Raw genomic sequence first — 25,923 nt, 5'->3', positions numbered from 1 at the left:
CTCGTTTTCAGGTCCAGCAGCCTGGCCGCTTTCTCAACGCCTGAGCGTGATCTGGTGCCCTTCTGGACGGCTGGGCTGCCTGCCAGTAAAGGTCTCGCGCGGCGCAGCCTCCCCGTGATCCGGACCACGCCGACACCGCTCCAGGGGGACGGGCAATGTGGCGAGAGTGGCAAGACCAGCAGGAAACTTTATCGGCCTTGTTTCACACGCTCCTGGGCAGTGACCGTGGCAATGCATTTTTCCGTGGGGCCACACCGCCTGTCCTGCACCTTCCGCACTTCGACGTGGCGTGCGCCGAGGTGCCGGCCCTCACCTCCGCGCCGCGTGGCCTGGGCGAGCGGACCAAGCGGGAGAAGGAGGGGGAGCAGGAACAGGTGCGTGAACACATTGACACCGGCTTAATGCACGCGGTGCACCTCTGCGGAAGGGCTCCCAGACCCGGACGCTGGACAGGGTGGAACCGGGGGGTTCATCCTCTTGCCGAAGCGACGAATACCCGGACAGCCCAGCGGCGCGAACGACACCCACGTTCTCGTTCCTCCCCGCAATCCATTCGGAACCCTGCAGCTTCCTCATAAAGAACGCCGCACGGCCGAGTGCCTTTTCCTTACTGTCACGGCCCTGACCCTCCGCATGCGCCCATTCTGTTGCGTTTCCTCCCGGTGGTCTCCAGCGTCCTGGCCATGGGAACCCGGGCGCATGCGGAGCGCTCCGTGCTGGCCAGCGACTTTCACGTGGATCAGCCAACCTCGTTCCGAATTGCTCTCAACGGTCGCCCTGTGGCCCTGCATCACAATGTTGACGGGGGTCTGGAAATCACGGCGCTCATCTCGACAAGCAAGAACACCAACGAATTCAGCGAGAGCGTCGTGACGCTGGGGACAGGTAGCGGCAACACGGGGCGAACCCTCTATTTGTCCGCATGGCGCCGCGCGGAAGGGCACCCCTTACGGCGCCGTTCTCCTCCATGCCCATCCAAGTTCGCTCGCTGGGCCCGGTCAGATAGAAGGCCTTTTTTTGACACACGCTTAATAAGCGGGAGGTGGACCAGGGCAACGCACTGGGAAAAGCCACCTTCGCCTTTCGGTCCCCACCAACGCATCAGGGTGATCGCCTTCGGCGACTTCCGTCCCTCTCAGCCCGCGGACTTCGAGGTGATTCTCGATGGTGAGGCTGTCGCCACGGTGAACAGCAAGGGCAACACGGACCTGACCCCATTTCTGAAGCCGGGAAAGAACGTCGCCACCGTCACGTACGTTCTGGGCAAGAACACCAACGAATTCAGCTTCTCAAGCCTCACCGCCGGGCCCCAGGTGGTCGAGAAGTGGAACAGCGTGGTGAAGTGGGGCGTGGGCAAGGCAGACCTCAAAGCCGGCGCGTTCACCTTCCCCATCTACCGCCCGGCTGATCCCGTGGGCCACGCTGGCCCTACACCGCGACCGGAAAAGGAGAACGCGCTTCCGCCGCGGTTCCGGTCCAGATTCTCCTGCAAATCGAAAAAGAAAAGGACGTTGCTGTGCCAGCGCCGCGGCACTTCCACAGCCCCCAGGCCAGCGAGCAGTTGCGCTTCCACCCGGAGAGAAAAAAGCCGCCGCTCCCCTCGCCGCATCCTCTTCGGTTTCGCAGATGACCCAGACAGTCAGGCCGGAAGAGGCGCGGCCAAAGAGGCGGCGCAGCAGCACGTTCAACCCCGGCCCGGTTTCCCGGAAAGGCAAAGCGCAACAGCCGTCACGAAGGGGAAGCTCCCCCCGCGCTGCCCATTCCAACGTCCGGCGGCGTGCTCCGCGCAACCTGCAGGAGAGGAAGTCGGGGTCCAGCGCCCTCAGCGCCCCAGCACCTCGCCCGGCTGCCGGATGCTCAGTACTCGGCTCGCGCCCGTGGCGTCGGTGGTCACGCCCCAGAGGGCGTGGGCCACTTCCATCGTGGCCTTTTGGTGGGTCACGAGGATAAACTGCGCGCCCCGTGCGGAGAAGCGCGTAAGGAAGGCGGTAAAACGGCGGATGTTCGCCTCGTCGAGCGGCGCGTCCACCTCGTCGAGCACGGCGAGCGGCAACCCACCCGCGCTGCCCTCGCCGCCCGCGTGGTTGAGCGCAAACAGGAAGCCCAGCCCCGCCATCGTGCGCTCACCCGCCGAGAGCAGGGTCATGGAGCGGGTACGCTTGCCCTTCGGCTGCACGGCGAGGCGCAGGCCCGTGACCCGGCCCGTCTCATCCGCCTCGGGTTCGAGTTCGCCCTGACCGCCGAGCAGCTCGGCGGCGTACTCGCGGAAGGCGGCGTTCACCCGCTCGAAGGCAGCGCGGGTGGCGAGCCCTTCGGCCGTTTCCAGCTCGGTGAGGTGGGCGCGCAGTTCGGTGGTGGCGGCCTCGGCGTCGTTCAGCTCGGCTTCCAGCGCTTCAAGGGCCGCGCGTTCGGCAGCGTGATCGGCCTCAGCGCGGGCATTCACGGGGCCGAGCGCCTCGAGTTCGGCGCGGAGGCGGTTGAGCTCTGCCGTCCATTCGCGGGGCGTCCCCGGGGGGCTACAGCCGTCAGGGATGGGTTCCAGGCTGCCCTCGCGCCGGGCCATCAGCAGGCGCAGGTCTTCCAGGCGGGCGCGGGCCTTGTTCAGCTCGCCGATGACGGAGGTGTAGCTCTGGGTGGCCTCCCCGCGCTCCTTCTCGGCCCGGTAGAGCTCGTGCTCGTCGAGGGTGCCCAGGGCGGTTTCCCGGCGTGCGACTTCGGCGGCCGCAGCAAAGAGGTGCGTTTCCTGCACGGCGGCGGCTTCGGTGTTGGCGGTCAGGCGTTCGCGCAGGTCAGCGGCGCGGGTGCGGGCGGCGCGAAACGCCCGCCACGCAGCGTCCGTCTCGCGGGCGAGCGCGAGGGCCTCCAGCGCCGAACGCTCCGCCCCGCGGTGCTCCTCGGCCTCCTGCCGGGCGGTGAGAAGCCGGGCTTCCAGTTCAGCGGGTTCAACCGTGGGGACAGACGCCCGCGAAGGGGCGGCCTCCGCACCCACCCGCGCGAGCAATCGGTCCCGGTGCGCCGACAGGCTGCGGGTTTGGGCCTCCAGCTCGGTCACGCGCTTCTCGGCGCTGCGTTCCTCACGGGCCGCCCCTTCGCGGGCGGCCAAAAGGGCGTCGTGCCCCGTACTGTCGCCGGAGAGGGTCGCCTGAACCCGGCCCAGCTCGGCCTTGAGACGCGCGGTCTGACGGTCCACGTCTTCCAGCTCGGCGCCGAGTTCCTGAAAGCGGCGTTGATCGGCCAGCACCGAGAAGCCCGCGTCGCGCAGGCGTCCGCCCGTGATCGCCCCGCCCGCCTCCAACAGTTCGCCGTCGAGCGTGACGAGGCGGGGGCGGCCCGCGTGCGAGCGGGCGAGGCGGTTGGCGGTGCGCAGGTCCTCCACCACCAGCGTGTCGGCCAGGATCGCCTCGCCCACGACCGCGGGATCGGTGGGACACAGGTCCGCGAGGTTGCCGCGCACCCCCGCCTCGCGCAGCAGCGGGCCGTCGCGGCGGGGCCGGGCGCGGAGGAGGTCCAGCGGCAGGAAAGTGGCCCGCCCACCCGCGCGCTTGAGTTCCTCGATGATCATCCGGGCGTCTTCGCCACTGTGAACCACAATCTGTTCCAGGCGGCGGCCCAGGGCGGCGGTCACGGCCGTCTCGTATTCAGTGGGCACGGTGAGCAGGTCCGCCACCGAACCCACGATGCCGGGGTGATCCAGCCGAAGGGCGTTGCGCGCGCCCTCGCCGTAGCGCGAGTAGGAGTTGAGCTGCGCCTCCAGCCGCTCGCGCTCGCGGCGCAACGGCGCAACGCTGGCATTCAAACGGGCGAGTTCATTCTGAAGGTGGCGCTCGTGGGCCTGGGCATCCGAGCGTCGACCCGCAAGTGCCGCGTAACCAGCCTCGGCCTTCTGGCGGACGTGGGTGGCGGCGACGAGGCGTTCGCGGGCTGCGTCCAGGGCTTCCTGCGCCGTTTCCAAGTTGCCCTCCGCACGTTTGAGTTCTCCGGTCAAGGTCTCGTGGCTGGCCGAGGCGCGGGCGGCGACTTCGGCAGCGCGGGCAGCGGCGGTGCGGGCGCGGGCCAGTTCAGCGTCATAAGCCTGGGCGCGGCGTTCGGCAGCGGAAGCGGCCTGCCGGGCAGTGGCCGCCGCCGTCTCCAGCGCGGGAAGATCGGGGGCCGGAGAGGCGGGGGGGCGCGACAACAAGCCTGCGAGTTCGCCGCGCAGGCGCTCGGCCTCGGCCTGGAGGTGATCGCGGTAACGCAGGGCCTGCGCGTGGGCATCGCGGGCAGCGCGCAGGGCATCGAGCGCGCCCGTAAAAGCCTCGGCGCGCGCGCGGGCTTCGCTCACCGCCTCGCGGGCCGCCTCCACCCGTGCCGCCGCCCCCTGAACCTCCGCCGAGAGGGCGGCGCTACGGGCTTCGAGCCCTCCGGCCTCGGTCCGCGCCGTCACAATCTCGCGGAGCAATCCGGCCTGCCGCTCACGCTTCACGGCGTCTTCCCGCGTCAGGCTCCGCATCACGAGGTCCTGGTGCCGCCGCGCGTCCCCCGCTGCCCGCGCCAGCCGCTCCAACGCCGACGCCCGCTCGCCCCCCACCAGCCGCAGCTGCCCCAGGTGCCCATCGGCCTCGCGCAGCCGCGCCTCCGTCTCCTGCCGGGCCGCGACGGCGCGCGAAAGGCCGGCAGCCTCCTGCAAGTGGCCCAGCAGGGTGCGCCCCTCAGCCTGCACGACGCTGCTCACCTCACCCTGCCCGATCACGGCGAGGCCGCCCACGCCCAGCCCGGTGCCCAGCAGGGCCGCCTGCACGTCCCGCGCCCGCACCGGCCGGCCCGCCAAGTCCTGCTCGGCGCTGCCGTCACGGTAGATACGCCGGGCCAGGTTCACCCGGGCCCCAGCGGTCTGGAGCTCCACCTGCACCTCGGCCAGCCCCAGCGGCGCCTTGCCCCCGCTGCCGTGGAAGATCAGCTCGGTGCCGCGCCCCGCCCGCAATTCCCGCGCCCGCGCCTGGTGGGTGGCCCACCGCAGCGCCTCCACCACGTTACTCTTGCCGCTGCCGTTGGGGCCAATAACCGCGGTGACGCCCGCCCCGAACTCCAGACGGGTGCGGTCTGCGAAAGATTTGAAACCGTGGAGGGTGAGGCTCTGAAGCATGATGGGTCTACCAGTCTGAAGGGCCAACGGTCCAACCGCCCGAGAAACTCGGCCTAAGCGGTTGGACCCGAAACGGTTTGATGGGCGCGCGAAGCCGCCCTACTGATCCGTGCAGTCCTGCCGCGTATACGGCTCGCCAAGGTCCATGCGGACGAGCACGTCGGTGTTCTTGCCACCGAGCAGAAAGGTCACGTCCTGACCGCGCGCTTCGAGCAGGGTCCGCACGAGGGTGCACAGCAGCATCCGCTCACCGCTGGTGCCGTAGCGCAGGTTGCGGTAGCCCTCCGGCAGGTTGATGTAGGCGTGCTGGCCGCGCAGCCAGACCTTGGGGGCTGGGGTTCCCTTGGGAACGGCGGGCAGCAGGCCAGCGGTCTGGGGACCGGCGGCCCAGGTGTTCACGGCGGCTTGGGCGACACTGGTGGGCGTCTCCTCGGTCACCTGCACGGTGCGCGTCTCGGGCTTGAGGGTCTGGACCTGCAGGCCGGTGAAGTACACCTTGACCTTCACGTCCCGCTTCTCTTCCAGTGTCAGCTTGGGCGGCTTGGGCGTCACGGCCGGGCGCTGCACCTCGCCGTAGGCGTAGGCGGCAGCGGCGAACAGCGCAGCGCTCACCACGTTGAACAGCGAAAACAGCCGCTTCACGGGTTGGCTCCGGTCTCGGTACCCGTCGTGCGGCCGGCGTTGGTGACCCGCGCGGTGAGGTAGGTGGCGACGGAACGCGCCACCGCCACCGACATGGCCTGCAGCCGGTCGTCTACCCCCAGCTTTGCCCGGTCGTCGGCGTTCCCCACCCAGCCCAGTTCCAGGAGCAGGGCCGCCTCGGGAGCCTCTCCCAGGGGCAGAACCCGGGTCACGTTCTCGGCCTTGGCACTGACGCCGCCGCCCTTCAGCTCCCCGCGCAGCAGTTCCGAGAGGCGGTGCGTTCCGCCCCCGTTGCCCACCGCGAGGTCGATGTAGGGGGCCTCGGCCCCACCCCGCACCGCATTTACGATCTGGGCGGTGGAGCGGCCTGACGGCTCGTACACGGTCACGCCGCCCCGGTTGCTGCCGGGAAAGCGGCCAAGGTCAAGCGCCAGATACACGTCGCTGCGCCGCGCCAGGTCCAGCTTCTGGTTCAGTCCCAGAGCACTTTGCGCGTCGCGCGTCAGCTTGACCTGCCAGCCCGCTTTGTTCAGCAGTTCCGCGCTGCGCCGGGCGACGTCCAGCGTCACGTCCCGGCCCAGACCCTCCACCCGCGCGGGGTCCAGCACGATCAGCGGCCGTGAGATGCGTTCCAGCAGGGCGGGTTTGGTGTAGGGCACGCCCGGCCCCACGTCCACCACCAGCCGCGCGCCGCCCAGCCGCACCACCCGGTAGACCCGGTAACCGCTGCCCGGCGGCAGGGCGAAGGTCAGCTTGAGGTTGTTTTCGTCGCGCGTGACCTCAGCCGCAGGCGCAAAGGCCCCGCGCGTGGTGTAGCGCCGGGCGTCGCCCTTCACGTCGCGCAGGGTGATGGTCACCGTGGTGCCGCGCAGCTCGTCGCTGAAGGCCACGTCGCGCGTCAGGTCCAGCACCAGGCGGTCGCTGTCCTTGCCCGCACGGCTGCTCACGCCCTGCAATCGGGGGTCCACCACCTTGAGGCTCCCCGTCTCGTAGCTGGCTCCCAGGCCGCGCGCCAGCGTATCCAGCGGGAGGTACAGGTTGCCGTTCACCAGCGTGGCGGCGCGGGCATTGACCCGGGCGGTGTCGATCTGCACGATGTTGTAGGCGGTGGTGGCCCGCTGCGAATCCTCGTCGATGGGCAGCAGCAGCGTGTGCCCGTAGCCCTGTACCCGCACGATCTGGCCTTCGCGGGTGAGGCGCACGAAACGGCCCAGTACAGCCTCGCTGGCGTATTCGGCCCCGTACAGCGTGATGGACTGCACCTCCTGCCCGGCGAGATTCAGGCGCGAGACCGCGATCTGCGCGCCGGCGATCCCGGCTCCCAGCAGCGCGGCGGAGAGCAGGAGCGAACGCGAGGGGTGTTTCAAAGAACGCCAGTTCATAGCTCGCGCAGCTCCCGGCGCATGGTCTTCTCGGCTTCCGCACGGCGCTTGTCGTGCAGCTTCTTGCCGCGGGCGAGCGCGAGTTCTACCTTGAAGACGCGGCCCTTCTGGTACAGCCGGGTGGGCACCAGCGTCAGGCCCTTTTGCTCCAGGGAACGTTTCAGCTTGCCGATCTCCTCGCGGTGCAGTAGCAGACGGCGGGTGCGGCGGGGCTCGTGGTTGTTGTAGGTGGCTTCGGTGTAGGTCGGAATGTAGAGGCCCTCCAGCTCGATGTTGCCGTTCGTGAGTCGCGCGAAGGCGTCCCGGAAATCCACACCGCCCGCGCGGACGCTCTTGACCTCACTGCCCGTCAGGGCGATGCCCGCCTCGAAGCGCTCCAGCAGTTCATATTCGTGGTGTGCGCGGCGGTTCGTGTACACGCGGCGCATTCTAGCAGGGGCCGCCGAATCGGGAACCCTACGGTAGGTGGATGTCCCCCTTTCGCCCGGCCGCTGCCCTTGCCCTCGGCCCGGCATGCACCGCCCTGACCGGAAGCAGGGGTGCGCCGCCCTCTCCCCTGTCCCGGGCGGAAGTGCTGCGGCGCGTTCCCGGCGTGCAGAACGTCTCTAAAACGCATCCGTGGGACGCGAGGTGCGGCTGCGGGTGGGCGGGAAAACGCTGAAGGTCCGGGCGGGAGAGGATACTCCGGGCATCAACAACGTGACCGTGCGGGTGCCCCACACACCCGCCACCGCTCCCGAACCACAGGCGCCGGCAGCCGTGGCCCAGTGCAGCGGCCCTCTTTCCCAGCCTGACCTCAAAACGCTCCGCACCCCCGCGAGGCAGCCCTGGCAGGAGGCAGTGGGGTGGCGGAACTGGAAGTTGCCTGCCCTCACCCTCGCCTGGAGCGGAACCGAGCGGCGTCAACGCCACCTGGCACATTTGGGCAGGCCCTGAGCGCTGCACGGGGTGAGCAACCGAGCTGAAGCCCGCTTCCCTCTCCCCTACCAGGGCCGCCGCATCACGCGGCCCAGCAGCGGATGCAGCAGGATCAGGGCAAACGGCGTGTACCAGGCGAGCGGCTTGGCGGCAAAGGCCAGCAGCGCCATCACGGTAAACACCAGGGCATTCACCAGGGCGCGCTGTCCCAACCGTTCGTTCGCCCAGCCAGGGCGCATCAGTCCCCCGGAAACGGCGTGGGCCAGCATCCACAAAAACGCGGCAGCGATCAGCACCTGGTTCACAGCGTAGACCGCGACGCCCAGGGCCGTGTCGCCATGTTCGCCGATCAGCGCCGAGGTAAAGGGCAGCAGCGACACCAGCATCAGGTACAGGATGTTCAGGAAGGCCAGGCGGCGGTCCGTGCGCAGCACGCTGCTCTGGAAGTGGGTGTGACTCAGCCAGCTCACGCCCGCGATCAGGAAGGTAAAGGCGTACACGATCAAGCGGGGCAGCAGGGCGGCCAGGTCCGCCGCGAAATGGGCTTCCCGCGCTGCTTGCGCCAGCTCCCCCGCCTGTTCCGGCACCCGCAACTCCAGCACCAGCAGCGTCATCACGATGGCAAAGATGCCGTCGCTCAGCCCGTGAATGCGGTGGGCAGGCACATCCTGCGGAGTGGGGAGTGGTTCAGCCATAACTCCAATTTTATGTGAGAAAGATAACCCCACATCAGGAAGCCTGAACCTGGGGGAGCAGGTAGAGTAGGGACATTCGCAACGGCGGCGGAGCGAAATGCAAAGGCCGCCAGCCCAACTGACTTGGGAGTTCTCCGGCCTCAAGGCGTGGAGCTGCCGTCCAAAAAGGACCGAAAGGCTGGCTGATACGTGCAGTCCAGTAATCGGATGCCAAAACGCCACCATACTCAGGGCACACGGCAATTGCAGGGAGGCCTCTTGACCCTGACAGATCACGGGGCCTCACGCTCAGCACCCCCGCTCGACCCGGGAAAAGGACAACTGCGCAGAACAGGAAGCTGTTTCTCAGGGGGTTGACACGGGACTGTAAGGTCAGTCCCCTGAGGCAGTAACCTGGAGAATTGCCGAACATTTCCCTCAGCTAAAGCTTAAGGAGAAGAGATGAAGCGGTATTTGATGCTCACCTTTCTGTTTTCAATTCACAGTGGAGTCGTTGCAAAACCTGAAGTCAGCCCTGACTGTCTGCAAACACGCGCAACAGAATTCCAGGAACTGAGTTCCGGCAGGCAGAATACCATTCTTTTCGACAGCGAAATAGAAACCAACTGGCTGGAATGGGAGAATTTCGCGAAGCAGGCCACCCTACTTTCTGAGGCGTTCAAAACCAAAGGTATTCAGCTTATTATCGTACCTGTACCCACACGTGTCATGGTCAATCCTCAGCTTCTCGACACAAAAAATTTGAAGCAGAAGAATTACGCCTCTCAGCAACCCAACGTACGCTTCAAGCGATTCATAGATAGTCTTCAGAAAAACAGGGTTTCCGTGATCAACCTTCTGGGCCCACTAAGGACCGGAGGCAAAAACAATATGAGACCGCCCGCCTTCTTTTCTAAGGATTTTCACTGGACACAGGCGGGAGCACTGATAGCTTCGGCAGAAATTTCTGAAAGAATTACTAAAGCCCTCCCAGGTATTACGGAGAAGCACTATTCTATTGTATCAACAGGTCAAAAATATCTACAACCTCTTACTCCTATCAAAAAGCTGAACGATTTGTGCAAAAATCCACAAGAAATGGCTTATGCATCATTTGTTGTTATGAATGATGACACCCTAGCACTCCTTAATTTTGAAGAAGAAGAGAGCGATGGAAAGAATTCGTGGAAGTGGTCGGCTGGAGAATCTGTTTCTATGGCATATGTCTCTTCTTCAGAAGTTAGGCGGGATCTTAGCATAGAGTTCAGTAATTTCATACGTGATCAGCTTGTTTCCTTATCGCTTAATGGCAAAGAGGTATATAATTCAGGGAGGCTTAAGGCGGCAGATTTTATAAGCGCAAAGATCCCATTAAACCTCGTCGTCGGCATGAATAAGATGACCTTTAAATTTAGTAAGTGGAATCATAAAGATTTAGCAAGTACATTTGCCGAAAAAGACACCAGAAAGCTTAGCGTAAGCTTTTCGAGTATCGGGATAGATGATAAGGAGAGGTCAACGAAATCTACTTCGCCTGGCCTCCTCGATGATTACACACCTCCAGTTACATTAATCGGAACCAGCTACTCAAACTATATGCAGGTGAGTGAGCTACTTAAAGGAATGATTGACTCTGACGTGCTCAACTTTACCCAAGTATCTGGCGGAATCTACAACCCTATGTTCGATTATATTAAAACTTTAAAAGATAATGGACCCATGGCTATTATTTGGGAGATACCTATGATGTGGTCCCCGGAGGGCGCGAACTCCGAGATACCAAAGATGATTGAGGAATTGAAATAAAGTAAATGGCCTAAAATTAGCTCCGCTTCGTTTACAAAACAGGAAAGTGTTGTTTTGTAAACTCTGCATCTACAACCTGCTTCTCCTCTTTCCTGCTTCACAGCTCCAGGAGTCGCTTCCTACCGAATTGGAGTGCGCCTGAAAGCTCTGCCAGCCGGCGAGGCAGATCAGTGGGGAATCTACCGTAGAACAGTACCTTCTTGTTTTCGATCTCGACCATAGGGTTTCTGCTCCACCCGAGAACGTACCGACCATTGCCAGCCCTGCTCAGCTCTACACACGCCAGGCAGCGCTCTGCTGTCGCGTTGTTTTGGCTGGAGAGTAGCCTACCTTTCTTACTGACAGGGCGTTCAGACACACTTTAGCGCATTTGTCAAAAGGGGGATTTCTTTTTGACTGAGCCCAGCGAGCGAACTTGAATGAACATAGGGGAGAATCGAGCCGTGAGGGGCGCCCTTCCACCCGCGGCGGCATTCGAATAAATGCTCTATTGATCTCGGCATAAATTGGTATGGATCACGGTGGGGCGTCATGTGTGCTGGCCACGTTCCTCATCGCTCAAGTCGGGTAGAACCGGTGCCAACTTACGCCGGGATCAATAAACTACTTCGTAAATGATCTAATTGGCGGGCCGTGTTAGGCGTTTCAGCCGGGTTGGTCCGGGCTTCCATAAGCGATTTGCCTGAAGTCTTACCAAACCAGTGACCGTTGGCCCTCCAGCGCCGCCTCACTTCCTCGGCGGCTTGCTGGGCCGGACCTCCACCCGGCTGGGCAGGGTACGCGCGGGCATCTTCAGCAGGTCCAGCGTCAACTGCGCGACGTCTTCCGGCTGAATTTTCCAGGCGTCGGCCTCGCTCGGCGTGTGCCCGCCGAAGAAGGTGGCGACGCTGCCGGGCATGATCTGGGTGACTTTAATGTCGTGCTGGCGCAGGTCCAGCGTCAGCACCTCGGACAGGCCGTTGAGGCCAAACTTGCTGGCGTTGTAGGCGGCTCCACCCGCAAAGGGGTTTTTGCCAGCCAGGCTGGAGAGGGTAAAGATGTATCCGCCCCGACGCTTGAGGGCGGGAAGCGCCGCCTTGACCGTGTAGAACGCGCCGCTAAGATTGGTGTCGATCACGTCCCGCCACTGCTCCACCGTCAGCTCCTCGACGTTGCCAAATTTGCCCACGCCCGCATTCACGAACAGCACGTCCAGACCGCCGAACGCCCCGACGTGGGCGTCCACCTCCGCTTGCAGGGCCTGCGGGTCACGCACGTCGCACACCACCCCCCGCGCGCCGTGGCCGATCTCCTGCGCCGCAGCCTCCACCTCGTCACTGTGGCGGCTGGTGAGGGTCACGCTGTACCCAGCACCCGCGAGGGCCCGCGCCACCTCCAGGCCGATTCCCTTGCTCGCGCCGGTCACGAACGCACTCTTGCCGCCCTGCGTGGATGTCTGATCTGTCATGAGGCGAACGTAACACGCCCCGGACTCTGTGCCGGGGCGCGTGAAGGGGAACTGAAGTGGGGAGAGGCGTTCAGGGCAGCTTCTTCAGGAGGCCGTCATACACGAAATTGGCGGCGTCGAAGCGGTGCGCCCAGACGGCCATGATGCTGTACTGATCGCTGAGCACCACCCGCTGACCGCCAGCCAGGTCGAAACTCAGGCCCGCCGAGAGCTTGGACCAGGGCAGCAGGTTGGGCGGCGCGACGATCATGGGAGTAACGCGAATGACGTCCGGCTGAGCGGCCTGGGCGGAATCGGTCACGATGGTGGCGCCCGGGTACCGGCGCTTCAGCGCTCCCGCCGAGTCACGCTTCATGGCTCCGAGCACCTCGCCGCGCTCCTGCTCGTTCAGGATTGTAACGTTGCCCTGCACCTGCGGCTCCAGAATTACGTACTTACCGGTGGCGAACTTCGCGAGGTCGACCGGAGCGGTCTGAGTAGGCGTGGGCTGAGCAGGCGCGGTCTGCGCGGCAGCAGGAGACACGAGCAACGTGACGAGGAGGGCGGCGCTGCAATAGGGGTGGGAACGTCGGTTCATGGAGCCGAGTTCATCACGCCTCGCCTGACGAAGCGTGAAGCGGGCGTGAGCCGGCCCAGGCCCCTGCCACCTGCCGTTCACAATCCTCGCGCGGGCCCAACGGCGTAGCATGGCGGGATGCAAGACCTCCTCCAGATCCTGCGCCGCCTGCGTGCTCCGGACGGTTGCCCCTGGGACCGCGAACAGACCCACGAGTCCCTGCGCCCCTACCTCCTGGAAGAAGCGGCGGAGGCGGTAGACGCCGTGACCGAGGGACCAGAGGCGCTGGCCGGAGAACTGGGCGACGTGCTGCTGCAGGTGGCCTTTCACTCGGTGATCGCGGAGGAGGCGGGCACCTTCACCTACGGGGACGTGGAGCGCGGGATCGTCCAGAAGCTGGTGCGGCGACACCCCCACGTCTTCAGCGACGTGGAGGTGTCGGGCAGCCTTGAGGTGGAGGCCAACTGGGAAGTCATCAAGGCGGCGGAACGGGGGGGGAAGCCCCGCAGCGCTGCAGAGCGCGTTCCATCTGCCCTCGGAGCACTCGCCCGGGAGGTAGGGGCGCAGAAGCTGTCAGGCCGCGAGAAGACTGGGCGGGAAGCGGTGGCCGGGGTGCTCCGCGGGGCCCCGGCCACCGCCGAAGGTGTGGCCGACGTGCTCGCCGCCGTCGTCGCCTGGGCGAGGAGCGCGGGCGTGAATCCCGAGGTGGCCTTGCGTGAACGCACCGGGCACCTGCTGCAATCCCTGCCAGAGCCAGCGCAGCCAAGTGCTGAAGCGGACGCGTGAGCGGAGAACTGGACCCCCTCGACGTGGCGCTGCGCGATCCCTGGGCGGTGTGGCTCTCGGGCCGCACCCGTGTTCCGCTGGAGTTGCCCGGCTACCGCCGCGCCGCCGTGCTCGTGGCCCTGACCCGCGAACACGATCCGCGGGTGCTGCTCACCGTGCGCTCCGAGGAACTGCCCACCCACCGGGGTCAGATCAGCTTTCCCGGCGGCAGCCTGGAACCCGGCGAGACGCCCGTGGAGGCGGCCCTGCGCGAGGCGCACGAGGAGGTGGGCCTGGACCCGGGTGCTGTCACGGTGCTGGGAGAACTCGACGACGTCTTTACCCCGGTGGGATTTCACGTCACCCCCGTGCTGGCCCGCATTCCAGACGGGCCACACCTGGTCCTGAGCGCCGAGGTGGCCCAGATCATCACCCCCACCCTGGGCGAGTTGCGCGCCCTGCCCCTGCAACGCGAGGAGCGCAGCCTGCCGGACGGGCGCGTGGTTTCCCTTTACCGCTACCCCTGGCAGGGCCACGATATCTGGGGGATGACGGCGCGTGTGCTGCACGATCTGCTGGCGGGGGGCCCGTAAAAAGGACTCCGGCTTATCCGTGATGCAAGAAGGGGTTGACCCAAGCGCAGCGAGCAGGAAAAGCGGTGACACAAAGGCGTGGAATCGCCGAAGTGGAGGGAAGGGAACGGATAATCCCGCACAGCGGGCCGCAGGGGGCCTCCCTCTGCGCTCCGCCCACCGTCGGCAAAAACCCCCACCACAGGGGCGGGGGTCTGGGTTCCTCGGGAACTGCGCTCAGCGGCTGGGGGTAATAGTGATCTGGGCGTCGCGCTGCACGTTGTAGGTGTTGACGAAGGTGCGGTAACCGGGGGCGATCAGCACGACCTCGTGGGCACCGGGATCGACATCGACGTTCAGGGCACCGTTGCGCACAGCGCCGACCTCGCGGCCGTCCACAAACACACGGGCACCGTTGAGGTTGCTGCGGATCGAGAGCGTCACGTCGCTGCTCACGACGGGCGCGGGCGTGGTGGCCTGCGCGAAGTCAACGTTCAGGTTGGTGGTCGCATTGGCGCGAATGGTCACGGTCGTGGTGAAGTCACGGAAGCCGGGAGCCTGCACGCGCACGGGATAAGAGCCGGGACGGACGTTACTGAAGGTGGAGTTCGCACTGCCCAGACGCTGGCCGTTCAGGATCACGGTGGCGTTGGCGACGTTGGTGCCCACAAACAGGCTGCCGGTCTGCACGGGGTTTTGCGCGACCACCGTGAAGAAGGCGGTGTCGCTGACCCAGCTGTTCTGAGGCAGGGGGTTGACCACGATGCTCAGGGCCTGAGCGAGTTGCTGCTGGCCACGCGCCGTCACGGTGGCGAATTGGTCTTGCTGGGTTTTGAACGTGCTGAGCTGATCGAGATCGAGCTCGGTCAGGCTGGCCAGCGCGAGAACCTTGTTCAGACCCACGTCCTCGCCGACCGTAAAGGTGAACTTGGCATCTGGGCGGGGAAAGGTAACGGTGGTATTCGCCTTGACGAAGTTGTTGCCCCCCAGCTGGTTGGGAAGAATCTGGTTGACTTCACCGTTGGCATCAACATTGAACAGGTAGACGTAGGCGTCACGGTTGACGGTGGCGCTGATGCGAATGTTCTCACCCACGCGGTAATTCGGGTTGCTGCTGCCGCTCTGGTCCTTGTCCACGCGAACGCTGACCGACAGGTCGGGCTGGGTGGGGTTCACGATAATGCTCTGGGCGCTGATCTTGGTGGCCGCGCTGGCGGTGCTGAGCAGCATCGCGGCGGGAATCATCAGAAGCTTTTTCATGTTGTACCTCCGAGACGTAGCCTAAGGGGGACAACTTGACGCGCCATGAGCGGGTCAGCCCGGAAGCTTAATGGTGGTTCAGCCCACCGTCAGGAATGTGATCTGCGGCTGACACAATGTTTTCGTCATCTTTTGTACCTGGTCCGGTGCCCCCATCTCCAGGAGCAACTGTGCCGGCTCAGCGGATAATGCGGGCTGGCTCCACGTTCGCCGCGCGCCGCGCCGGGATCAGGGCGGCGAGCAGCGTGGTCCCCAGGCCAACGGCATTGACCCACAGCAGATCGGCGGCGCGTACCTCCACGGGCAGCGACGTGATGAAGTAGAGGTCTCCCGGAATGTGAAAGGGCCGGACCGTGAAATACGCGCTGATGCCGAGGCCCAGCAGATTGCCCAGCAGCAGGCCGGCCAGCCCCAGCAGGGCGCCCTCAAGCAGAAAGGTACGGGTGATCACGCTGCGCGTCGCCCCGATGGCACGCAGAATGGCGATTTCCTGGGTCTTCTCGAACACGGCCAGGGTAAGCACGTTGGCGATTCCAAAGGCCGCCACAATCACGATCAGAAAGACCACGAAGCCGATGACCTTCTTTTGCAGCGCCAGCTGATCGAGTAGCGTGCCGTACAGCCCCTGCCAGGGCAGCGCCGAGTAGGGCCGGGTGCGGGTCAGGGCGTCGCCCACAGCGGGAGCAGCGGCCGGATCACGCAGCCGCAACTGGTAACCGGTCACGTTGCGCGTGCCCTGCAGGCGCTGCAGGGTCTCCAGGCTGGTAAAGGCGTACGCCGAGTCGATCAGGTAGTTGCCGGTGCTGAATACGCCCTTGACCCGCAGGCTGGCGCGCCGCTGGGTAGAGTTGAGCAGGCGCACCTCGTCTCCCGTAAAGGCCCCCACGCTGCGGGCCAGGGCCGCCCCGAGCAGCACCTCGTCCCTGCCCAGGCTCCGCAGCAGCTCGCTCTCGGTGGGAGCGAGCTGCAGCACGCGGGCCTCGTCGGGGGTCACGCCGAAGAGGGTGGCGAAGTCCACCCCTGCTGCCCGCCCCGCACTGGCCGGGCGCGTCAGCAGGCCCTTGTCGCCCACGAAGGGCGTAAAGGCGACCACGCGCGGGTCTGCGCGCATCTGCCGCTCCAGCCCAGCGTCGCGCTGCGACGGAGCGAAAGCCGTCAGGCTGAGGTGGGGACTGGCGCGCAGGGTGGCGTCCACAAGCGCGGCAGTAAAGCCGTTTGTCAGACTCAGCGCGGCGATCAGCACCATGACGCCCACGGCGATGCCCAGCACGGTCAGCAGGTTTTGGGTTCGGCGGCGCGAGAGGTGCGCGCGGGCGAGCATCCAAGCGAGGTCAGGAGCGGAACGGGGCACCTTGCGGAGGATAACAGAGGTGGGCACGCTTCCTCACCGGCGCACGGAGGGCGGAAAAATAGGAAAAGCGGCAGGAAAAGGCAGCAGCGGGAGGGCCTGTCTGGGCTCCTCCCATAGAAATGCGGCTACGGCGCGGGATCAGCGTACGGCCGTGATGCGGACCTGCCGCCCACCAAAGTGGATGGCCTGGCTGTAAGACGACATCCAGATATCCACGCTGCGGGTTTTGTAGGCCGCCATGGTGTCCTCGACGTAGAAGACCCGGCCGTTGAGCAGCGCCCCCGAGCGACCGCTGAGGTCCTCGATCATCACCTTGCTGCCATAGGGAAATGTCCGCAGCAGGTCGCGGCTGAGGGCCACCACGCCGGGGCGGGTGCGGGTGCCCGTCGCGGTCACGAAGGGCGAGCTGTCGGTCTGCCCCGGCATGCTGTTGTAGGCCGTGGCGCGCGCGACAATGCTGCGGCCCGTCTGGGGGCGGGCGGCCTGACTCTGGGCGAGCGCCACACCGCGGGCGCGGGCCTGAGCTGCGGGGGAAGCAGGCGCGGGTGCCTGACGGCCCGCCTGCGGCGTGGGCCTGGCCGCGACTGGCCTGGGGGCGGCTGCCGGCGACTTCGCCGCTACCTTGGGCACAGCGGCCTTGGGCGCGGCCTGAACAGCCGACCTCCCTGCAGCTGGTGCAGCCGCTGCGGAAGCGGCAGCGCGGGCAACCGGGGTCCGTACGGCGGGAGCCGCAGTGGGCCGGGCCGCCGGCGTTCCCAGCGCCTCGCGCACCGCCTGAGCCGCGAGCTGGGAAGAGGGCAGAAAAGGAGCGGCGCTGGCTGTGCCGAGGGTACCGAGCAGAAGGGTCCGCATCCAGCGGCCGAAAGTATTAGACATGAAATCTCCCAGACCGCACCGAGGGGCGCAGCCGCATTGAGGGGATGAGAAAGGCAGCGACAGGAGACAGACCCAGCTGCCCCCTCCTTGTCCTGAAGCCTAAAGGCCCTTCGTGGGAGATTTCTGTGTAATACAACTTTTACTTCTCATTTGTTCTCAAGTCACTGGGCGGTAACAGAGAGTCTGATCTCGATTTACCGCCTCCAGCAACATATTTTCAAGATGTGAGAAGCTCTAACCCTCTCATGTGAATACTCATGAATACCATGGGGTGATTCCAAGATTTGGTTGTGTTCTGGCGCATTTCTACGCCACACATACCAACCGACCCCGCTTTTTGCCCTCAAGGAGGAGGGCAACTGGAAGAAGACCTCTCACCCGCGCCTGTTCGGACGAAAAAGCAGGACCGCTCCTCATACTCTTCTCAGTTGTGCGTCTGCTGCGCCTTGGCGTGCTTCTCTTTCTGCCCCTGCTCGGTGGGGACAGCGGCCCAGCGCGAGATGACAGCAGAGGCGATCTGACGGTAGATGGGCGCGGCGAGTTGCGAGCCGTGGTATTCCACCTTGGCCCCGTGGACCATGACCGTGATGGTCACGCGTGGGGCGTCCACCGGGAAAAAGCCCGAGAACACGCTGTCGTAGAGGCTGCTGGAGTAGCCCCGAGGGCCAACCACCTGGGCCGTTCCCGTTTTGCCGCCCAGCGCGTAGCCCTCAATTCCAGCTTGAGAGAAGATGCCCTCCTCGATGACGTCTTGCAAGATCGCGCGGGTGGTGCGCGCGGTCGTGGGCCGCAACACCTCGTGACGTTCGCCGGCGTCCCCGCTTCCCTCGCCCTCCACGAGCCGGGGCGGCACGTACATGCCGTCGTTGCCCAGCGTGTTGTAGGCGGCGGCAAGCTGCAGCGTGGTGCTGCTCATGCCCTGACCGAAGGCGTTGGTGACGCGAACGAGGTCGTCCCACTTGCGCAGCGGCTGCAGGCTGCCCGTCTCGGTGGGCAGGCGGGGCAGCGTCACGTCGCTGCCGAAGCCGTAGGCCCCCAGGTAACCGCGCATCCGCTCGGGCGCAAAGTGCTCCACGATGTGGCTCATGCCCACATTGCTGCTGTAACGCAGCACCTGCCGGGTGGTGAGGCGCCCCGGATGCTGCACCGCGTCGTGAATGGTGCTGCCCCAGCGTTTGCCGATATAGCGGGACATGGGAGTGTCGTACACCGTCTCCGGAGACGTCAGGCCCTCGTTGAACGCGGCGGCAACCACGAGCGCCTTGATCGTCGATCCAGGCTCGTACACGTCGAGAAAGGGGCGGTTGCGGCGGTCATGGGCGCTGTACTCCGTCCAGCGCTCGGGATTGAAGGGCGGGTAGCTCGCGGCGGCCAGCAGGCGGCCGGTGCGCGTCTCCATAACGATCACCGAACCGTATTCGCCCTGGTGTTCGGGCACCGTCTTGCCCAGCGCCGCCTCGGCCGCGGCCTGCACGCCTGGATCGATGGTCAGCCGCACGTCCTGCCCACCTTCGAGTACGCGGTTGTAGGCGTGCTCCAGACCCTCCAGGCCGCTGTCGGCCCCCATCATGCCGACGAGCTGTCCGGCCAGTTGACCCTGGGGATACACGCGTTTGCCGTTTACGCTGCGGGCCAGCACAGTGCCGTCGGCGGCGAGGATGCTGCCCCGGGCCTGCATGACGGTGTGTCTGACTGCCTGCGGCACGTTCCATTCGAGCTGGGCATACGACCACACCAGCGTCAGGAAAAGAAACAGCGCGATAAACTGCATCAGGCGGGAACGGGAGCGGATCTTCACTTCCATTCGGTGTTCACCTCCAGGGTGGTCCGCACCGGAGCGGGAGGGGGCGGGGTCACACCCGTGATGGACTGCTTGGTTTTGGGAGCTTCAGCAAAGGACCGCAGGCCGTTTTGCGAAGCCCAGTCCCGTACGCGCTGGGGACTGCTGAGGCGCTGCACCTCCACCTCCAGCTCATCGCGGGCCGTGATCAGCTTGGCTTCACGGTCCTGGGCGGCGCGCAGGCTGGGGCGTATGTCCTGAGTCAAATACCGGGACGCAACCAGCGCGAGGGCGAGCAGCAGGTAGATCACCATGTAGCGAATGGCCCGGGACTGCCAGGTCGCGAGGCTGAAGTCGAAACGCGAGACCGTCACGCTTCTTCCTCCCCTTCCCCGTCCTGGGCCACGGCCAGCTTCTCAGCGGCGCGAAGTTTGGCGCTGCGGGCACGCGGATTGGCCGCCTGCTCGGCCTCGGTGGCCTCCACGGGCCGCTTGGTCAGGGGCCGCAGCGTCGCGCTACCGCGCAGGAAGCGCTTCACCACTCGGTCTTCCAGCGAGTGGAAGGAGATGGCCGCGAGGCGGCCCCCCGGCGCGAGCAGGGCCTCGGCGGCTTCGAGGCCGTCCCGCAGCGCACCGAGTTCGTCGTTAACGTGCACCCGCAGGGCCTGAAAAGTGCGCCGCGCGGGGTGAATGCCCTTGGAAAAGCCTGGATAGGCCCGCTTGATGAGATCGGCGAGCTGCACGGTGCGCTCGATGGGGGCCGCCTCGCGGGCCTGCACGATGGCGCGGGCGATGCGGCGCGAATGCCGGTCCTCGCCGTACTCGTAGATGATGGCGGCGAGGTCTTCCGCCGGGTAGGTGTTGACCACGTCGGCCGCGCTCTCGCCGGCCTGAGACATGCGCATGTCGAGTGGGGCGTCGGCGTGGTAGGAAAAGCCGCGTGCGGCGTCGTCGAGTTGAAAGCTACTCACGCCGATGTCCAACAAAATGCCGTCGACCCGCGTGATGCCCGCAGAGGCGAGGAGTTCGCGCATCTGGCGGTAGTTGCCCTCCAGCACCCTCAGGCCGGGCAGGTTCAGGGCTCGGGCCCGGTTTAGAGCGTAGGGGTCCTGATCGATGCCGATGACGTGGGCCCCCGCCTCCAGCAGCAGCCGGGTATGACCGGCCCCGCCCAGGGTACCGTCGACGATGACGCGGCCGGGCGCGGGCGCGAGGGCTTCCAGGACTTCGGCGGAGAGGACAGGGGTATGCGAGAGCGGACCGGGGGAGGCCAGTTCAGAGGGGCGGGGCTTGGAGGTGGGCCGTTCAGGGTCAGGGGGGACAGTATTCATGTGTTCACGCCACGAAGTTGGCGAGCAGTTCGGGGTTGGGCGGGTCGTCCTGCACGGCCTGGATGGCCGCTTCCCAGCGGCCAGGGTTCCAGAGTTCGAGCCGTCCGGGCGCACCCGCCACGATCACGTCGCTCCCGAGATCCGCAAAGGTCCGCAGCGTGTGCGGAACCGAGATGCGGCTCTGGGCATCCAGCCGCGCCTTGCCGGCACCAGAATAGAAAAACCTCACGAACGCCCGCGACCCGGCGTCTGTGAGGGGCAGGTGTTCCAGCTGCTCTTCCACCCGCCGCCAGCTCGCAAGTGGAAACACATACAGGCACCCTTCCATGCCGCGCGTGAGAATCATCCCGTCTTCGACAAACTCCCGAAAAGCCGGTGGCATAACCAGGCGACCCTTCTCGTCGATGGTGTACAGGTGTTCTCCGAATGGCAACGTTCTCCTTCTTCCGCGTTTTCGCCTGCCGGACTTGGCCCAGAGCCGTGCCCGACATGCAGAGAACAGCCCAGACAGACGCCGTGGGCGCTGCTGCGGGCTGGTGCAGCGAGTGTAACAGTCTCCCCCACCGATTACCACCGCTTCCCACGTTGTTCCCCCTTCTCCTGACGGGCGCTGAATTTTTCCCCACCGCCGCTCCATATGGGCCCAGCAAGCCCCCGCTGGGCTTCCCGAAAATGGGAATTGACTTTCAGGTACGGCCCCAGTGGAGAAGGGGCCACACCGCGTCAGAAATAAAATTCCCCTCTCTTTTCACCGCGTGCCGGACGCGGGACATCCCCCCACTTCAGCTTCCCTAGCGTGGGGGGATGCGCAACCTCAATTCCACCTTGGTCGGCAGCCTGCTTGCGGCGCTCGGCGTGGCCCTTGGGGCGTTCGGGGCCCACGCCCTCCGGGCGCGTCTCGGTGCGGACCTGCTCGCCACCTTCGAAACGGGCGTGCGGTACCAGATGTACGTCGCCCTCGCCCTGCTTGCCTTGGGAACACAGCCAGCGCAGCGCCGTGCACCGGGACTGCTGCTGCTGGGCACGGTCATCTTCAGCGGTTCGCTTTACCTGCTGACCCTGACGGGCCTGCGCCTGCTGGGCGCGGTCACGCCTCTGGGCGGCCTGCTGATGATCGTGGGCTTCGCGGTGGCGGCGCTCGACGCGCGGAAGGCTTAACGCCGCCCCCTTCCCCACCCATTCCCACCACAGCGCAGAAGTCCGCCTCTCCCAGTTGGGGAAGCGGACCCTGTTGGTGCGGGGAGGCGATAAGCCGGGTTCTGTGGCCCACCGGGGTGGGGTCACGGTCATCTCTCTGGGACGCGCGTCGCCGCACGCCTCGTGCGACCATCCTGGCGGTCACGGGAGCGGGCCGCTCCTACCGCACTGTCGGGTCTTGCACCGGATGGGGTTTACCAGACGCCCTCCGTCTCCGGGGGGCCTGGTGCGCTCTTACCGCACCGTTTCACCCTGACCCACCTCGTCTGCGCCGAAGACTGTTTGAGGTGGGCGGTCTGGTTTCTGTGGCACTGTCCTTCGGCTTCGCCGCCACCCACACGCCCTCGGCGCGCGTGCAGGCGCTTGACTCGCCGACCAGCCGTTAGCTGGCATCCTGCCCTGCGGTGCCCGGACTTTCCTCACCCCTCTTGAGAGGGGCGCGACCGTGGACCTCCCCGCGAATGGAGTGTAGCAGAGGGGCCGAAGGGCTGGAGCGAAAAGCTGTCTCCGCGGGCCCCACCTCCTACCCCCAGCGCTCCAGCGTCTCCCGTTCCGAGCGCGCCCAGGCGTGGCGGGGCACTTGCGCGGGATGCAGCAGGTCGTGCAGGTCACGCCCGTTCAGTTCTCGGTACTCGCCGGGACCGAGGTCACCGAGCCATAAGCCACCCACGCGGTAGCGCAGTAACCGGGCGACGGGGTGGCCGACCGCCTCGAGCATGCGCCTGACCTGCCGGTTGCGGCCCTCGCCCAGGGTGACGAAGGCTCCGCCGCGTGCGTGCTGGGCACTGAGGGCGCGCGCCGGGCCGTCTTCCAGCTCGACGCCTTGCACCAATGCCTGGAGTTCGGCCACGCTGGGGTCCCCCTCGCCCGCCGTCCAGGCCCGGTACGCCTTCTCGTGACCGTAGCGCGGGTGGGTCAGGGTCAGGGTCAGCTGGCCGTCGGTGGTCAGCAGCAAGAGCCCCTCCGAATCCTTGTCCAGCCGACCGACCGGATGCAGGCCCGGCACTGCAGGCATCGCCGAAAGGACGTTGCGCCGCCCGTACTCGTCGCGGGCGGTGGTGACGTAGCCGGCGGGCTTGTGCAGCAGGAAGGTGACTTTTTCCAGCCCCGCCGCCTCGATCAGGGTGCCGTCCACCCGCACCTCGTCGGTAGGCGACACGACGCGCCCCAGTGAGGCGACCTCGCCGTTGACCGTGACGCGCCCGGCCTGAATCAACTCCTCAGCGGCGCGGCGGGAGGCGACGCCCGCCCGGGCCAGACGCTTTTGCAGCCGTTCACCGCCGCCTCCCTCGGGCCCTGCCTCCCCAACCCCTGGTCCGGCAGTCACGCTGTCCCCCGGCGATCCGGAGCCTGCAAGATACCGATCACGGCGAGCAACCCAAGCAGCAGCGACACGGCCAGCATCAGGTTGCGCACCGTGCCGGGGAGCGAGGCTCCCAGCCGCAGGGCGGGCGGCACAAGCGCGGCCACCACCAGCAGGTTGCCTGCCGCGAACGCGAAGGTGCTGCGGCCATCGGGCTGCTGCCCGGCTGCAACGAGAAACGCGCCCCAGGCGAGCAGCACCCCCCCCGCCAGCCGGGCGAGCCACAGCGGCGACACGCCCAGCAGGTGAGCGACCTCCGGCGGCAGAAAATACAGGTACAGCCCGGCAGGCACGAATACCAGGGCGGTCAGGCGAAAAGCGGCACGCAACACGCCCTGCAGTGTAGGGCAGAGCGTGTAGGGCAGAGGGCCAAGCCCAGCTCCGGCTCAAGCTTTCCTGGCCCTCTGCCCTACACTGCGTCCCTATGCCCGTCATCGCCGTCGACAAACCCCTGGGCCTGACCTCTCACGACGTGGTGAACCGGGCCCGCCGGGCGCGGGGCACCAAGCGCGTGGGCCACACCGGTACCCTCGATCCCCTGGCAACGGGCGTCCTCGTGCTGTGCGTGGAGGAAAGCACCAAGGTGGTGCAGTTCATGGAGGCCGACACCAAGGATTACCTCGCCTGGATTGCGCTGGGTGGGGCCTCGCCCACTCTGGACGCTGAGGGACCACTGACCGAAACGGTGGAAGTCCGGCTGCCAGATGCGTCGGAAGTGCGCGCCGTCCTGGCGGGCTTCACCGGACCGCAGGCGCAAGTTCCGCCGCAGTACAGCGCCATTCAGGTGGGCGGGCAGCGGGCCTACGCGGTGGCGCGGGCGGGCGGCTCGCTGGACCTGCCGGCCCGGAACGTGGTGATTCACGCCCTGGACCTGCTTGGCGTTTACGGACACGTGGTGGACGCGCCCCGGACCTTTTCACCGACATCCGAGGGCTGGACCCCCGCCCCGGAAGGCCGGACCTTTCGCCTACCCACCCCGCTGGGCGACTTTCCCGCCCTGCTCGTGCGGGCACGGGTGGGCAGCGGCACCTACCTGCGCTCCCTGGCCCGGGACGTGGGGGCGGCGCTCGGCGTACCCGCCCACCTGACCGGATTGGTGCGAACGCGGGTGGGCCACTTCGGTCTCTCAGAGGCGGTGGCGCTGGAGGATCTGGCAGAGGCCGGGGGCCAGAGTGACCTTCAGGCCCTCGACTTTCCTCACCTGGAGGTCGGCGAGCGCCTGGCGGAGATGCTGCGCCAGGGCAAGCGCCCGAAATCCGAGGCGCTGGGGCGGCACGCGGTCACCCTGGGAGGCGAGCTCGTGGCTGTGGTGGACGGCGACGGCCAGGAATTGCGGGTGGTGCGGGCCTGGGCGTGAGGCCTGGACAGACTCAGGCGCCGTATCCCGGGGGCGTCTCCAGCCGCACCGCCCCAATGCCCTCCAAGCTTCCGGCGAGGGCCACGAGCCGCTCGTCGCCGAGCGCGGGGGCGATGAACTGCACGCCCACGGGCAGCCTCCGGCCGTCCACCTCCTCGAACCCCGCAGGCACGCTTAGCGCGGGGAGCCCAGCGAGGTTGATCGCCACGGTGTCGACGTCGGCGGCGTACATGGCGAGGGGATCTGCGGTCTTCTCGCCCCGGCGAAAGGCGGGAAAGGGACTCGTGGGCGTGATCAGCAGGTCCACACCCGCAAAAGCGCGGGCGAAGTCGTCGGCGATCAATCGGCGCACCCGCATGGCCTTGCTGTAATAGGCGTCGTAATAGCCGCTCGACAGCGCGTAGGTGCCCAGCAGGATGCGGCGCTGCACCTCGCGCCCAAAGCCCTGCTCGCGGGTCAGGGTCATGCTGCCCATCACGTCTCCAGCAGGCACGCGCGCGCCGTACACCATGCCGTCGTAGCGCGCGAGGTTGCTGCTCGCTTCGGGCGTTGCAATCAGGTAATAGGCCGCGATGGCGTGTTGAACGCTGGGCACGCCGACTTCACTGACCACAGCCCCCGCGTCCCTCAACGCGCTCAGCACGCCCTGTAAGGCCGCCTCCACCCCTGGCGTGTTGCCGCCCAGACTCTCGCGGATCACGCCCACGCGCAGGCCGCGCAGCTCTTGCGGAGTGCCGGTGCGGAAGGCCGGCGGGGCCTCCAGGCTGGTCGCGTCACGCGGATCGTGCCCAGCCAGGACGTTCATCACGAGGGCGAGGTCCGCCGCCGTGCGGGCGAAGGGGCCCACCTGATCGAGACTGCTCGCGTAGGCCACCAGGCCGTACCGGCTGACGCGCCCATACGTGGGTTTGAGGCCGTACACGCCGGTCAGGGCGGCAGGCTGGCGCACCGAGCCGCCCGTATCGCTGCCCAGGCTGATGGGCGTGATGTTCGCGGCGACGGCCACCGCGCTGCCGCCCGAACTGCCGCCAGGCACGCGCTCGGGGTCCCAGGGATTAAGTGTGGGACCCCAGGCACTGCTCTCGGTACTGGACCCCATGGCGAACTCGTCCATGTTGGCCTTGCCGACGATCACGGCCCCGGCCTGGGTCAGCCGCTCGACCACGGTGGCGCTATAGGGCGAGACGTAGTTGCTCAGGATGCGGCTGCCGCAGGTGGTGCGCGTTCCCGCCACATTCAAGTTGTCTTTCACCACGACGGGCACTCCGGCCAGGGGCAAGGCCTCGCCCGCCGAGAGCCGGGCGTCCACCTCGGCAGCCTGCTCCCCCGCCCGGTCGTTCAGGGTCACGAGGGCATTGAGCGCGCGCGCAGCCCCGGCCCGGTTCAGCGCGGCCTGCACGAGGGCTTGCGAAGTTGTGGCGCGTTCCCGCACGGCGCGGGCGAGTTCGGTGGCTGAAGGCACTTCCGGCATAGCAGGCAGTGTAGCGGCGCAGACTCCCATGACCTCTGGGCCGTCTTTTCAACC

Annotated in this window: 23 protein-coding genes and 1 other RNA gene; 6 read left to right on the top strand and 18 right to left on the bottom strand. The window is 66.3% G+C overall.

The window, feature by feature from the left end:
• Positions 1 to 1,822: 1,822 nt before the first annotated feature.
• The 4 genes from B9A95_RS20400 to smpB all read right to left on the bottom strand — a co-directional run bounded on the left by B9A95_RS20400 (position 1,823) and on the right by smpB (position 7,574).
• On the bottom strand, positions 1,823 to 5,122 hold the full coding sequence (locus tag B9A95_RS20400) for an AAA family ATPase (RefSeq protein ID WP_084048948.1): 3,300 nt from the start codon (positions 5,120 to 5,122) through the stop codon (positions 1,823 to 1,825).
• Positions 5,123 to 5,221: 99 nt separating this feature from the next.
• Positions 5,222 to 5,764 carry a GerMN domain-containing protein gene (locus tag B9A95_RS20395; protein ID WP_084048947.1) on the bottom strand — a complete coding sequence of 181 codons (543 nt, stop codon included), beginning with the start codon at positions 5,762 to 5,764 and terminating at the stop codon, positions 5,222 to 5,224.
• Positions 5,761 to 7,131 carry an N-acetylmuramoyl-L-alanine amidase gene (locus B9A95_RS20390; protein ID WP_245808410.1) on the bottom strand — a complete coding sequence of 457 codons (1,371 nt, stop codon included), beginning with the start codon at positions 7,129 to 7,131 and terminating at the stop codon, positions 5,761 to 5,763. Before B9A95_RS20390 ends, B9A95_RS20395 begins: the two co-directional genes overlap by 4 nt.
• Positions 7,132 to 7,142: 11 nt before the next feature.
• Positions 7,143 to 7,574 (bottom strand): SsrA-binding protein SmpB, encoded by a 432-nt coding sequence (smpB, locus tag B9A95_RS20385; RefSeq protein WP_084048945.1) that lies wholly within the window; start codon positions 7,572 to 7,574, stop codon positions 7,143 to 7,145.
• Between the two features lie 190 nt (positions 7,575 to 7,764).
• On the opposite strand from smpB, the gene B9A95_RS20380 reads away from it, so the two are divergent.
• Complete coding sequence (locus B9A95_RS20380; RefSeq protein WP_084048944.1) at positions 7,765 to 8,082, top strand: hypothetical protein; 318 nt, start codon at positions 7,765 to 7,767, stop codon at positions 8,080 to 8,082.
• Between the two features lie 47 nt (positions 8,083 to 8,129).
• Here the strand turns inward: B9A95_RS20380 and B9A95_RS20375 are convergent, their stop codons facing one another.
• Positions 8,130 to 8,759 carry a TMEM175 family protein gene (locus tag B9A95_RS20375; RefSeq protein ID WP_170928730.1) on the bottom strand — a complete coding sequence of 210 codons (630 nt, stop codon included), beginning with the start codon at positions 8,757 to 8,759 and terminating at the stop codon, positions 8,130 to 8,132.
• A 441-nt stretch (positions 8,760 to 9,200) separates the two neighbouring features.
• On the opposite strand from B9A95_RS20375, the gene B9A95_RS20370 reads away from it, so the two are divergent.
• Positions 9,201 to 10,544: an alginate O-acetyltransferase AlgX-related protein gene (locus B9A95_RS20370; RefSeq protein WP_084048942.1), complete on the top strand. Its 1,344-nt coding sequence runs from the start codon at positions 9,201 to 9,203 to the stop codon at positions 10,542 to 10,544.
• Between the two features lie 727 nt (positions 10,545 to 11,271).
• Here B9A95_RS20370 and B9A95_RS20365 read toward each other — a convergent pair.
• Both B9A95_RS20365 and B9A95_RS20360 read right to left on the bottom strand, forming a co-directional pair.
• A complete protein-coding gene (locus tag B9A95_RS20365) occupies positions 11,272 to 11,991 on the bottom strand; it encodes an SDR family oxidoreductase (protein WP_084048941.1) in 720 nt (239 codons plus the stop codon).
• 70 nt (positions 11,992 to 12,061) lie between these two features.
• Positions 12,062 to 12,568: a hypothetical protein gene (locus B9A95_RS20360; protein ID WP_084048940.1), complete on the bottom strand. Its 507-nt coding sequence runs from the start codon at positions 12,566 to 12,568 to the stop codon at positions 12,062 to 12,064.
• A gap of 117 nt (positions 12,569 to 12,685) precedes the next feature.
• On the opposite strand from B9A95_RS20360, the gene B9A95_RS20355 reads away from it, so the two are divergent.
• Both B9A95_RS20355 and B9A95_RS20350 read left to right on the top strand, forming a co-directional pair.
• A complete protein-coding gene (locus B9A95_RS20355) occupies positions 12,686 to 13,333 on the top strand; it encodes a MazG family protein (RefSeq protein ID WP_084048939.1) in 648 nt (215 codons plus the stop codon).
• Positions 13,330 to 13,905: an NUDIX hydrolase gene (locus tag B9A95_RS20350; protein WP_084048938.1), complete on the top strand. Its 576-nt coding sequence runs from the start codon at positions 13,330 to 13,332 to the stop codon at positions 13,903 to 13,905. Before B9A95_RS20355 ends, B9A95_RS20350 begins: the two co-directional genes overlap by 4 nt.
• Positions 13,906 to 14,121: 216 nt before the next feature.
• On the opposite strand, the gene B9A95_RS20345 is transcribed toward B9A95_RS20350, so the two are convergent.
• The 7 genes from B9A95_RS20345 to mraZ form a co-directional block, all read right to left on the bottom strand.
• Complete coding sequence (locus tag B9A95_RS20345) at positions 14,122 to 15,144, bottom strand: PEGA domain-containing protein (RefSeq protein ID WP_084048937.1); 1,023 nt, start codon at positions 15,142 to 15,144, stop codon at positions 14,122 to 14,124.
• 178 nt (positions 15,145 to 15,322) lie between these two features.
• Positions 15,323 to 16,465, bottom strand: a complete 1,143-nt coding sequence (locus B9A95_RS20340) for an ABC transporter permease (RefSeq protein WP_084050869.1) — start codon at positions 16,463 to 16,465, stop codon at positions 15,323 to 15,325.
• Positions 16,466 to 16,633: 168 nt separating this feature from the next.
• Positions 16,634 to 17,371: an RlpA-like double-psi beta-barrel domain-containing protein gene (locus tag B9A95_RS34020; protein WP_170928729.1), complete on the bottom strand. Its 738-nt coding sequence runs from the start codon at positions 17,369 to 17,371 to the stop codon at positions 16,634 to 16,636.
• A gap of 424 nt (positions 17,372 to 17,795) precedes the next feature.
• Complete coding sequence (locus tag B9A95_RS20330; protein WP_084048936.1) at positions 17,796 to 19,175, bottom strand: peptidoglycan D,D-transpeptidase FtsI family protein; 1,380 nt, start codon at positions 19,173 to 19,175, stop codon at positions 17,796 to 17,798.
• Complete coding sequence (locus B9A95_RS20325; protein WP_084048935.1) at positions 19,166 to 19,525, bottom strand: hypothetical protein; 360 nt, start codon at positions 19,523 to 19,525, stop codon at positions 19,166 to 19,168. Before B9A95_RS20325 ends, B9A95_RS20330 begins: the two co-directional genes overlap by 10 nt.
• The gene (rsmH, locus tag B9A95_RS20320; RefSeq protein WP_084048934.1) at positions 19,522 to 20,481 is read right to left on the bottom strand and encodes a 16S rRNA (cytosine(1402)-N(4))-methyltransferase RsmH; all 960 of its coding nucleotides are present in this window, start codon (positions 20,479 to 20,481) and stop codon (positions 19,522 to 19,524) included. The genes B9A95_RS20325 and rsmH overlap by 4 nt, the downstream gene beginning before the upstream one ends.
• Positions 20,482 to 20,485: 4 nt before the next feature.
• On the bottom strand, positions 20,486 to 20,914 hold the full coding sequence (mraZ, locus tag B9A95_RS20315; protein ID WP_084048933.1) for a division/cell wall cluster transcriptional repressor MraZ: 429 nt from the start codon (positions 20,912 to 20,914) through the stop codon (positions 20,486 to 20,488).
• Positions 20,915 to 21,285: 371 nt separating this feature from the next.
• Between mraZ and B9A95_RS20310 the strand changes: the two genes are divergently transcribed.
• The gene (locus tag B9A95_RS20310) at positions 21,286 to 21,639 is read left to right on the top strand and encodes a DUF423 domain-containing protein (RefSeq protein ID WP_084048932.1); all 354 of its coding nucleotides are present in this window, start codon (positions 21,286 to 21,288) and stop codon (positions 21,637 to 21,639) included.
• A 74-nt stretch (positions 21,640 to 21,713) separates the two neighbouring features.
• Here B9A95_RS20310 and rnpB read toward each other — a convergent pair.
• The 3 genes from rnpB to B9A95_RS20295 all read right to left on the bottom strand — a co-directional run bounded on the left by rnpB (position 21,714) and on the right by B9A95_RS20295 (position 23,373).
• Positions 21,714 to 22,137: RNase P RNA component class A (rnpB, locus tag B9A95_RS20305), an RNA gene on the bottom strand.
• Positions 22,138 to 22,201: 64 nt separating this feature from the next.
• On the bottom strand, positions 22,202 to 23,005 hold the full coding sequence (locus tag B9A95_RS20300) for a pseudouridine synthase (RefSeq protein WP_084048931.1): 804 nt from the start codon (positions 23,003 to 23,005) through the stop codon (positions 22,202 to 22,204).
• Positions 23,002 to 23,373, bottom strand: coding sequence for a hypothetical protein (locus B9A95_RS20295; protein ID WP_084048930.1), 372 nt, complete (start codon positions 23,371 to 23,373; stop codon positions 23,002 to 23,004). The genes B9A95_RS20300 and B9A95_RS20295 overlap by 4 nt, the downstream gene beginning before the upstream one ends.
• A 92-nt stretch (positions 23,374 to 23,465) precedes the next feature.
• Between B9A95_RS20295 and truB the strand changes: the two genes are divergently transcribed.
• Positions 23,466 to 24,398: a tRNA pseudouridine(55) synthase TruB gene (gene truB, locus B9A95_RS20290; protein ID WP_084048929.1), complete on the top strand. Its 933-nt coding sequence runs from the start codon at positions 23,466 to 23,468 to the stop codon at positions 24,396 to 24,398.
• 13 nt (positions 24,399 to 24,411) lie between these two features.
• Here the strand turns inward: truB and gatA are convergent, their stop codons facing one another.
• On the bottom strand, positions 24,412 to 25,869 hold the full coding sequence (gatA, locus tag B9A95_RS20285) for an Asp-tRNA(Asn)/Glu-tRNA(Gln) amidotransferase subunit GatA (RefSeq protein WP_084048928.1): 1,458 nt from the start codon (positions 25,867 to 25,869) through the stop codon (positions 24,412 to 24,414).
• Positions 25,870 to 25,923: the final 54 nt, after the last annotated feature.

The organism is Deinococcus hopiensis KR-140, from assembly GCF_900176165.1.
In the GTDB taxonomy this organism is placed as follows: Bacteria; Deinococcota; Deinococci; order Deinococcales; family Deinococcaceae; genus Deinococcus; species Deinococcus hopiensis.
Note: the sequence above shows the minus strand (reverse complement) of the source record. Positions and strands in the feature narration are given on the sequence as shown.

What these genes read in the sequence shown, in the direction of transcription:
- B9A95_RS20400 (WP_084048948.1), bottom strand. Translation starts at nt 5,122, where the DNA reads ATGCTTCAGAGCCTCACCCTCCACGGTTTCAAATCTTTCGCAGACCGC.
- smpB (WP_084048945.1), bottom strand. Translation starts at nt 7,574, where the DNA reads ATGCGCCGCGTGTACACGAACCGCCGCGCACACCACGAATATGAACTG.
- B9A95_RS20375 (WP_170928730.1), bottom strand. Translation starts at nt 8,759, where the DNA reads ATGGCTGAACCACTCCCCACTCCGCAGGATGTGCCTGCCCACCGCATT.
- B9A95_RS20370 (WP_084048942.1), top strand. Translation starts at nt 9,201, where the DNA reads ATGAAGCGGTATTTGATGCTCACCTTTCTGTTTTCAATTCACAGTGGA.
- B9A95_RS20365 (WP_084048941.1), bottom strand. Translation starts at nt 11,991, where the DNA reads ATGACAGATCAGACATCCACGCAGGGCGGCAAGAGTGCGTTCGTGACC.
- B9A95_RS20360 (WP_084048940.1), bottom strand. Translation starts at nt 12,568, where the DNA reads ATGAACCGACGTTCCCACCCCTATTGCAGCGCCGCCCTCCTCGTCACG.
- B9A95_RS20355 (WP_084048939.1), top strand. Translation starts at nt 12,686, where the DNA reads ATGCAAGACCTCCTCCAGATCCTGCGCCGCCTGCGTGCTCCGGACGGT.
- B9A95_RS20345 (WP_084048937.1), bottom strand. Translation starts at nt 15,144, where the DNA reads ATGAAAAAGCTTCTGATGATTCCCGCCGCGATGCTGCTCAGCACCGCC.
- B9A95_RS20340 (WP_084050869.1), bottom strand. Translation starts at nt 16,465, where the DNA reads ATGCTCGCCCGCGCGCACCTCTCGCGCCGCCGAACCCAAAACCTGCTG.
- B9A95_RS34020 (WP_170928729.1), bottom strand. Translation starts at nt 17,371, where the DNA reads ATGTCTAATACTTTCGGCCGCTGGATGCGGACCCTTCTGCTCGGTACC.
- B9A95_RS20330 (WP_084048936.1), bottom strand. Translation starts at nt 19,175, where the DNA reads ATGGAAGTGAAGATCCGCTCCCGTTCCCGCCTGATGCAGTTTATCGCG.
- rsmH (WP_084048934.1), bottom strand. Translation starts at nt 20,481, where the DNA reads ATGAATACTGTCCCCCCTGACCCTGAACGGCCCACCTCCAAGCCCCGC.
- B9A95_RS20310 (WP_084048932.1), top strand. Translation starts at nt 21,286, where the DNA reads ATGCGCAACCTCAATTCCACCTTGGTCGGCAGCCTGCTTGCGGCGCTC.
- truB (WP_084048929.1), top strand. Translation starts at nt 23,466, where the DNA reads ATGCCCGTCATCGCCGTCGACAAACCCCTGGGCCTGACCTCTCACGAC.
- gatA (WP_084048928.1), bottom strand. Translation starts at nt 25,869, where the DNA reads ATGCCGGAAGTGCCTTCAGCCACCGAACTCGCCCGCGCCGTGCGGGAA.